Raw genomic sequence first — 7,332 nt, 5'->3', positions numbered from 1 at the left:
GGATGAAGCAGCCGCCCACAGCGGGGCGGGCCGCAACGCAGCCCGCCGGGTGAGCGGCGCGGGCGTAGCCGGCGCCGCACGGCCGCTGACCGCCGTCGATATCGGCGCCGGCAGCGGAGCCATCTCCGTCACGCTGGCGGCGGAAGCGCCGGCGTGGCGGGTCTGCGCCGGCGATATCTCGCCCGGCGCGCTGGCCGTGGCCCGGCGCAATGCGCAGCGGCACGGCACGGCGGTGGACCTGCGGCTCGGCGATCTGCTCGAGCCGTTCGCGGGGCTGGAGACGGATATCCTCGTCTCCAACCCGCCGTACATCCCCGGCGGCGACATCGCCGGGCTGCAGCGCGAGGTGCGCGACCATGAGCCGCGCACGGCACTGGACGGCGGCGGGGACGGGCTGGACCCGTACCGCCGCATGATGGAGCAGCTGCCGCTGCTCCCGGCTCCGCCGCGCCTGGTCGGCTTCGAGCTCGGCCAGGGGCAGGCCGAGCAGGTGGCCGGACTGCTGCGGGCAGCCGGACATTGGGACGAGATCATCATCATCGATGATCTCGCCGGGATTCCCCGGCATGTGCTCGGGATAGCCCGGTGAGGACGGGGAACGGACTGAGAAGACGCTATTTGCTCAAATAACGCGAAATGACCAACTCTTGTGGACTGAGAAGACCTTATTACCTGTAAACAAGCCTGTTTGAGCAACCAACTGAACGAATAGCGTCCTCTCTGTCCGCATAACTTCCGGGAAGGTGCTTTTGCAGCGAATAAGGTCCGCTCAGTCCGCTGGAGGGGAGGCGGCCCGGCTGTTCGTCTGACAGAGTACCCCAAACGATGGAAATTGTATTTAGGCGGTCCCTTCCTTTACAATAGACGTGACGGAACTTCTGCCTGGGCGGCTGCCGGGAGACAAGAACGGGAAGAACCAGTACTGAGTAAGGAGACAGAATATGCTTCAGAAGATTAAGAAGATTGACGGCGTTATCCTGGTGATTCTTGTGCTGCTGATGGTAGTCAGCATTTTCTCCATATACAGTGTGACCCACGGGCGTGAGAGGCTGGACGGGTCGCATATTAAGATGATCAAATTCTATATCGTGGGCTTTGTTGCCTTTATCGGGCTGACGTTCGTGGATTATCGCCTGCTTGTAAAATATGCGTTATATGTGTACATCACGGGGATTGGCATTCTGATCCTGGTCAGCTTCGTGGGTACAGAGCAGAACGGCGCACAGGGATGGATCAAGTTCGGCAACAGCTTCAGTCTTCAGCCGGCGGAGCTGTTCAAGCTGATTTTGATTCTGTTCCTGGCAGCTGTGCTTGTCCGCAAAAATAAAAATAAGCTGCTGTTCTGGCGTGATGTGGTTCCGCTGGGATTATTCAGTCTCATGCCGTTTGTCATCGTAATCAGCCAGAATGACCTGGGGAATGCGCTCTCGTACATCGTTATTCTGATCGGTCTCCTGTGGATCGGCAATATTAAGTTCACCCATGCGCTAATCGGACTGCTGGTTATAGGCGGCTCTGCGGCTGCCGGAATTATGAGCTATATTCATTATCACGATGAAATTAAGGATTTCCTGGTAGATATCAAACGCTCGCACTGGATCGAGCGCTTCGACCCGTGGCTGGTGCCGGATAAGGCCACGGCCAAGGCAATTTATCATACAAAGAACGCCAAAATGGCCATCGCCTCCGGCGGAATGAGCGGGGAAGGCTATATGACGGGCAGCTCGGTGCAGACCGACCGTGTACCGTACACCTATTCGGACTCCATTTTTGTCCAGATTGCGGAGGAATACGGCTTTGTCGGCTCGGCACTGGTGCTGCTGCTGTACTTTATCCTCATTCACCGTATGATACTAATTGCACTGGAGTGCAAGGATAGGGGCGGGCCGTTCCTGATCGTCGGGGTGGTAGCGATGCTGCTGTATCAGATTTTTGAGAATATCGGGGCTTTCCTGGGCCTGATGCCGCTGACCGGGATTACGCTGCCGTTTATCAGCTTCGGGGGAACCTCACTGCTGATCAATATGGCGAGCATAGGGCTTGTCATGAGCGTGCGTCTGCATGGGCAAGAGGTGGAGGAGGATCTGCCGAGTCCTGCGCTGTATTCTTCCCCGGCTTCCGCCAAGAGAAGTTAACTTATTAAGAATAATAAAGCCCGCGCATTTAGGGAAGCGGGATGCTTCAACCATGCCGGAATTCTTCGTTTACGAAGGGTTCCGGTATTTTTTTGCGAATGGACGGGAAATCCGTTTCCACCTGGGCTGACATACTTAGAAGGAGGGCGTAGTGGGTCAGCTATGCAGAAATAGAAAAATTGAATAAAAGCTCCCAATTGAATTACAATGGAAATTAGTGGGTTGAAGCTTGGGCTGGGTGTAGCGGGCGGATTCCTAATCCGGAGAGGTTGAGGGGTATATCCTTATGTTGCAGAGAATCAAAAGAATAGACGGCAGCATTGTGCTTATTTTGATTGTGCTGATGGGGATCTGTATCTTCTCCATTTATAGCGTGACTCACGGAAGAGACGGTCTGGATGGTATGCATATCACCATGTTGAAATATTACGCGCTGGGTTTTATCGCTTTTATTCTGATCACCCTGTTCGATTACCGCCTGCTGGTGCGGTATGGGCTCTACATTTACATCGCCGGGATCGGGATTCTGCTGTCGGTCAGCTTTTTCGGCAAGGTGAAGAATGGCGCCCAGGGCTGGATCGGTATTGGAGATTTAAGCATTCAGCCGGCGGAGCTGTTTAAGCTGATTCTGATTATTTTTCTGACCACCATGCTTGTCCGCAAAAATAAAACCCGGCTCCAGTTCTGGCGCGATGTCGTGCCGCTGGGTCTGATTGCATTCATGCCGTGCGCGCTGGTCATCGTCCAGAATGACCTGGGCAATGCACTCAGTTATATCGTAATCCTGCTTGGCTTGCTATGGATCGGGCGTATCAAATTCTCGCATGCGCTGATCGGTCTAGTTGTCGCGGGCGGAGCGATTCTGGGCTTCATCCTGTGCTATATCAACTATCACGAACAGACGGTTGATTTCATTGAGAAAACGCTGGGCCGGGATCACTTCGTCAGCCGGTTTGATCCTTGGCTCGTGCCTGAGCTGGCGAGCAGCACGGCGAGCTATCAGACGAAAAATGCCCAGACGGCGATTGGCTCCGGGGGCCTTAAGGGAGAAGGCTATTTGCAGGGCAGCTCCGTACAGAGCAACCGTGTGCCATATCTGTATTCGGAATCGATTTTTGTGCAGATTGGGGAAGAATTCGGCTTCCTGGGCGCAGCGGCGCTGCTGATGCTCTTTTTTATCCTGATCCACAGGTTAATCCTGATTGCCTTAGAATGCAGGGACCGTGGCGGGCCGCTCCTGATTGTCGGGATCGTGGCGATGCTGCTATATCAGATTCTGGAGAATATCGGTGCGATGACCGGACTGATGCCGCTGACCGGCATTACCCTGCCGTTCATCAGCTACGGCGGAACCTCGCTGCTGATTAATATGGCCTGTATGGGGATTGCGATGAGCGTAAGGCTCTACGGGCAGGATGTGGAGGATGATCTCCCGCTGCCGCAGCCGGAGGCGAAGGGCAAATCCCTTTTATCCAAAAACTAGGCTGCCGCCTCTCTAGTTTATTAATCATAGATTAATAGGTTTGCAGTCTCTCATTCCTGGACATACTGGGAACATAAGAGGTTCAGAGGGAGAGGGGCTGCGGAAGATGGAGGATTATAAGCTGGAGCGAGGGGATTCCCTGCGGATTACCTTTAAGTATACTGCCATTTTAATTTGTTTTTTTATGATTCTGATGATGGCCTGGGAAGGGCAAAAAAGCGATGCCGCCGTAGCAGAGGTATCCATCCCGCAGGAGTCAATCCGCTTGCGTATTCTGGCGAATTCGGACGGCACCGGGGATCAGCTGGTCAAGCGCCAGATTCGTGACCGGATCGTGGAGCAGATTAATCAGTGGGTGGCCGGGCTGGAAGATCCGCAGAGTCTGGAGCAGGCCCGTGCCCTGATCCGTGATCATCTGCCGGAGCTGAATGAGCTGGTGGGCAGAGAACTGGCGCAGCGCGGGATTGAATACGGCTATCAGGTGGAGCTGGGCACGGTTCCTTTTCCGACCAAAATGTATGGCGGACGGGTCTACCCAGCCGGAGAATACGAGGCCGTCCGGGTCACGCTTGGAGCAGGCAAAGGGCAGAACTGGTGGTGTGTGCTGTTTCCGCCGCTCTGCTTCATCGATGCGGGAACCGGGGATGCTGCGGCTGCAGAACCGGCTGCTGCGAAGGCGGGGGCCAAGGATGCGGCTAAGGTCTCAGCCAAGGCTTCGGAAGACGGTGCGAAGGTGAAGGCGGCGGATGGAACAGCGCAAGGGGCAGTATCCAGTCTCTCGGATTCTGCTAACAAGGCAGAAAGTTCAGGTGATGCTGCTGAGACACCGAAGGTGAAGTTCTTCGTGTGGGAGCTGCTGAAGAATATCTGGAGCTGGATCTGCGGGCTGTTCGCCTGAATGTGCTGGGAAGGATAGTGTAGACGCAGATTGGATTCTACAGTTTTTGCGCCGGATATGGTACGATGATTGCAGAACTTGAGCAGAGGCGGCTCCATCTGAGGGGGCCGTTTTTGAGTGTAGAGGAAACTATAGTTTCCTCCTGTTGTGGACAAGGTGTCTAAAACCGAGCACAATCGGCTGGTACAGGCATATGCGCCAAATGTATGCGAAAAACAGCATACATTGTGCTCACACGCAGGCGCATGGGCCGAATGTATGTGGAAAACAGCATACATTGTGCTGACGCGCAGCGCATGGGCCAAATGTATGTGAAAAACAGCATACATTGTGCTCACACGCAGGCGCATGGGCCAAATGTATGTGGAAAACAGCATACATTGTGCTGACGCGCAGGTAATCCCATTCATCCGGTCGGATGATTTTGTTCAAAGATAAGAATCTATATGCTTCGCGCTATAATTATCCTTATCTTTCTCGCTGAAACGGTACCGTCCTTAAAAAGGACGGCAAAAGCCGTTTTCACTTGCGTAATAATTCAATTTAGAAAGCTAGTGATGATAGATGACAGAAGATCAGCATTCACCGTTCGCGGCCCAGCGCCGCAGCGGTCATATAGAATCCACCCTGTACTGGAGCCTTGCATCCGGCAAGGAGGGAACGGATGGCGGAACGGAGAGTTCTGACGGTTTGCCGGTGAGCACGAGTGACCTGGGCATGATCTCGGAAGCGGCAACGCTGCTGCGGAGCGGGGAGACAGTGGCCTTTCCGACGGAGACGGTGTACGGGCTGGGCGCAGATGCGCGGAACACCGCAGCGGTAGAAGCGGTATTCGCAGCCAAAGGCCGTCCCTCCGATAACCCGCTGATCGTGCATATTGCCCGGCGGGAGGATCTCGGTCACCTGGTGACGGAGGTGCATCCGGTGGCCGAGGCACTGATCGATGCGTTCTGGCCCGGCCCGCTGACGCTGGTGCTGCCGGTCTGTCCAGGCGTCCTCTCGCCGCTGGTGACGGCGGGCCTGGATACGGTTGGCGTGCGCATGCCGGATCATCCGGTGGCGCTTGCGCTGCTGCGCGCGGCGGATTGTCCGGTTGCTGCGCCTAGCGCCAACCGCTCCGGGCGGCCGAGTCCGACGCTGGCCGCCCATGTGCTGGAAGACCTCGCCGGATATATCGGCGGGGTTCTGGACGGCGGCGCGGCCGGGGTCGGCCTGGAGTCGACCGTGGTGCAGGTGCAGCCGGACGGGACGGTAGCCGTGCTCCGTCCCGGGGGCATCACCGCCGAGCAGCTCGCGGCGGTGACCGGCACTGAAGCGGCCGCAGCGGAGCCGGCCGCCGGGGCGGACACGCCTGCCGGTGCATCCGGCGGCGGGTCCGTGCCTGTGCCGCCGGCAGCCGTGCCCGGCGGCGGCGAAGCCGGCGCTGCTGCGCAGGCGGCCGCAGGCAACAGCCCGGCGCCGCGCGCGCCGGGCATGAAGTACACGCACTATGCCCCGCGCGGCGCGCTTGGCATCGTACGCGGCTCCTCCGCGCAGCGCGTGGCGGAGACCGCCGCAGGCCTGCTGCAGGCGGCGCAGCGGGCGGGCGAGATCACGGGCCTGCTCCTCTTCGAGGAGCATAGGGCCCTGTATCCCGCCGACCCGGCCGCCTGCGTAGTGTCTCTCGGCTCGCTGTCCTCGCCGGAGGAGGCCGCCCGCTTCCTGTATGCCGCATTGCGGCGCTTCGATGAAGCGGGGGCCACGTACATTCTGGCCGAGGCCTGCCCGGTCACGGGCCTCGGCGCAGCCATCATGAACCGGCTGATGAAGGCCGCTGGAGAATCAGTGATCGACGCCGGGTAGTCAGTTGCTGTTAGGATGGTATGGACCATGTCCTCCTTCTAAGACTGGAACTTATAAGATTAACGTGGAGGTGCTGATATGAGTGGAAAGGATCAGGAAGCCGGTCAGGACAAACTCAGAGAGCTTGAACGTCAACTGAAGGAACGCGATCGGCAGCTGGCCGAGATGGAGGAAGAGTTGGCCATCCTCAAAAAGGCAAAGGAATACTTCGATAAATTTGGAAAATGAATGTTCGGATACACCTGATATTACGCAACCTGGGTCCCTTCGCCCCCGCCCTGCCATCCACCCCACAGTCATGAATACCATCTTGTCCGCATATCGTTGTTGTACAAGAACTTACGGACTCAGGGTGGAGGGTTATTCATGGGCTGGGACGGAATGTATGGGGGCTGGGGCGGAATACATGGGGGCTGGGGCCAGATAGTAACAGTGGCCATTATGGCAGTTGCGCTGGGGATGGATGCGTTCTCGCTTGGCGTGGGCATCGGGATGAGGGGTATCCGTCTGCTGCATGTGCTGCAGCTTAGCCTGCTGATTGCTTTTTTTCATGTGCTGATGCCGCTGCTGGGCTTGTTCACGGGCAGCTATGTCGGGCATTTGCTGGGACAGGTTACCACCTATGCTGCCGGAGGCCTGCTTGTTCTGCTGGGCGGACATATGGTGTTCAACTCCTTCCGTCAGGACGACGGCGGCAGCAGCCGGCAGATGGATCACCGGACAGTGTGGGGCATGCTGCTGATCTCGCTCAGTGTAAGTGTGGATTCGTTCTCGGTCGGGGTTTCGCTTGGGATGTTTGTGAATAGTATTATTCTAACCGTGCTGGCCTTCGGTGCCTGTGGCGGTGTTATGTCCATTACAGGGCTGCTGCTGGGCAGGCGGGTGAGCCGGGGCCTCGGAGAGTACGGGGAAGCGCTGGGCGGAGCCATTCTCCTGGCGTTTGGCTTGATGTTCATCTTTTGATACAATAACGG

Annotated in this window: 7 protein-coding genes; all 7 read left to right on the top strand. The window is 57.2% G+C overall.

What is annotated here, in order from left to right; all coding sequences use genetic code 11:
* Nucleotides 1-589: N5-glutamine methyltransferase family protein (locus C173_RS01610; protein ID WP_235191730.1), on the top strand; the 589-nt coding region annotated here is incomplete at its 5' end.
* 352 nt (nucleotides 590-941) lie between these two features.
* Nucleotides 942-2,135: an FtsW/RodA/SpoVE family cell cycle protein gene (locus tag C173_RS01605; protein ID WP_036721747.1), complete on the top strand. Its 1,194-nt coding sequence runs from the start codon at nucleotides 942-944 to the stop codon at nucleotides 2,133-2,135.
* Between the two features lie 286 nt (nucleotides 2,136-2,421).
* Nucleotides 2,422-3,618: an FtsW/RodA/SpoVE family cell cycle protein gene (locus C173_RS01600; RefSeq protein WP_036721745.1), complete on the top strand. Its 1,197-nt coding sequence runs from the start codon at nucleotides 2,422-2,424 to the stop codon at nucleotides 3,616-3,618.
* Between the two features lie 106 nt (nucleotides 3,619-3,724).
* Nucleotides 3,725-4,516: a stage II sporulation protein R gene (spoIIR, locus tag C173_RS01595; RefSeq protein WP_036721742.1), complete on the top strand. Its 792-nt coding sequence runs from the start codon at nucleotides 3,725-3,727 to the stop codon at nucleotides 4,514-4,516.
* Between the two features lie 564 nt (nucleotides 4,517-5,080).
* The gene (locus tag C173_RS01590; protein WP_036721739.1) at nucleotides 5,081-6,358 is read left to right on the top strand and encodes an L-threonylcarbamoyladenylate synthase; all 1,278 of its coding nucleotides are present in this window, start codon (nucleotides 5,081-5,083) and stop codon (nucleotides 6,356-6,358) included.
* A gap of 78 nt (nucleotides 6,359-6,436) precedes the next feature.
* Nucleotides 6,437-6,586 (top strand): hypothetical protein, encoded by a 150-nt coding sequence (locus tag C173_RS34105; RefSeq protein ID WP_155991186.1) that lies wholly within the window; start codon nucleotides 6,437-6,439, stop codon nucleotides 6,584-6,586.
* 138 nt (nucleotides 6,587-6,724) lie between these two features.
* The gene (locus C173_RS01585) at nucleotides 6,725-7,321 is read left to right on the top strand and encodes a manganese efflux pump MntP (RefSeq protein ID WP_235191729.1); all 597 of its coding nucleotides are present in this window, start codon (nucleotides 6,725-6,727) and stop codon (nucleotides 7,319-7,321) included.
* Nucleotides 7,322-7,332 lie beyond the last annotated feature (11 nt).

Origin of the sequence: Paenibacillus sp. FSL R7-277 (assembly GCF_000517965.1) — a bacterium.
GTDB lineage: Bacteria > Bacillota > Bacilli > Paenibacillales > Paenibacillaceae > Paenibacillus_AQ > Paenibacillus_AQ silagei.
The sequence above is the reverse complement of the archived record's forward strand: the minus strand, read 5'-3'. Positions and strand labels throughout refer to the sequence as shown.

What these genes read in the sequence shown, in the direction of transcription:
- C173_RS01605 (WP_036721747.1), top strand. Translation starts at nt 942, where the DNA reads ATGCTTCAGAAGATTAAGAAGATTGACGGCGTTATCCTGGTGATTCTT.
- C173_RS01600 (WP_036721745.1), top strand. Translation starts at nt 2,422, where the DNA reads ATGTTGCAGAGAATCAAAAGAATAGACGGCAGCATTGTGCTTATTTTG.
- spoIIR (WP_036721742.1), top strand. Translation starts at nt 3,725, where the DNA reads ATGGAGGATTATAAGCTGGAGCGAGGGGATTCCCTGCGGATTACCTTT.
- C173_RS01590 (WP_036721739.1), top strand. Translation starts at nt 5,081, where the DNA reads ATGACAGAAGATCAGCATTCACCGTTCGCGGCCCAGCGCCGCAGCGGT.
- C173_RS34105 (WP_155991186.1), top strand. Translation starts at nt 6,437, where the DNA reads ATGAGTGGAAAGGATCAGGAAGCCGGTCAGGACAAACTCAGAGAGCTT.
- C173_RS01585 (WP_235191729.1), top strand. Translation starts at nt 6,725, where the DNA reads ATGGGCTGGGACGGAATGTATGGGGGCTGGGGCGGAATACATGGGGGC.